Here is a 762-nt window from a genome sequence, read left to right as displayed (position 1 = left end):
CAGGATCAGGGCAGCGCTGTTCTGCTGCAAGTGAAGTCATGGATGCAGCTTAAATTCTGGCAAACGCTGTCTTGACGGATGGGTCCACTTTACTTACACAGAAACAAAAGGTTTTCATAATTTCCTTTGTTTTTCGGGACCGAATAAAGTCTTCTATGCCTCGCTTCCGCGTTGCACTCCAACACGCATCCTAGTCGGGGATATTGTCGATAAATAGATGCGGGCAGGTTTTGTCGCTCAGCAGTAATTTGCAATCCAATAGACCAGGAAAGCCCGATGTGTAATCGGGCTTTCGACTATTCCGGCGATTCTTTTGCCAAGCGTGTATGCGCAGTTAATAAATAGCTTGGTGAGCTTTGGTCAGCTCATACCAACATAGGGATTACAAATTATGCTTTGCCAAACAACCTACGCAAACTGGTGCATTTGCGTGAAATTCTCGGTCGTCTCCGACCACTTTCCTCTTTCGTTCACGAGTGCTTCTGGCTTAAATGCTGTGCTGCTGCTCGCTGCAACATTACGACAGCAAAAAGTGTACAACGTAGTAAGAGAAGAACTAAAAACATACAAACAGAAGCAAGTACGAACACATGACAATCAATTGAATGACATGGGCTTTATTCCTCTTGCGAATAAAGAAGACTACAAATGAGAAGCCGCCTTGTTCAAGTAAAGTGGACCCCGAATTTGAGACACTGATTTAAGCTGTCGTCCTGGAAGGGATGACGAGAATGAGTGAAGCAAAGAAGAAGCGAAATAGCT

At 44.6% G+C, this 762-nt stretch carries 1 protein-coding gene; it reads left to right on the top strand.

Going from position 1 to position 762, the window contains the following annotated elements; genetic code table 11:
- Positions 1-430: 430 nt before the first annotated feature.
- Positions 431-652, top strand: coding sequence for a hypothetical protein (locus CEJ45_RS24750; RefSeq protein WP_141107070.1), 222 nt, complete (start codon positions 431-433; stop codon positions 650-652).
- Positions 653-762: the final 110 nt, after the last annotated feature.

Origin of the sequence: Herbaspirillum aquaticum (assembly GCF_002213425.1) — a bacterium.
In the GTDB taxonomy this organism is placed as follows: Bacteria; Pseudomonadota; Gammaproteobacteria; order Burkholderiales; family Burkholderiaceae_D; genus Herbaspirillum; species Herbaspirillum aquaticum.
The sequence above is the reverse complement of the archived record's forward strand: the minus strand, read 5'-3'. Positions and strand labels throughout refer to the sequence as shown.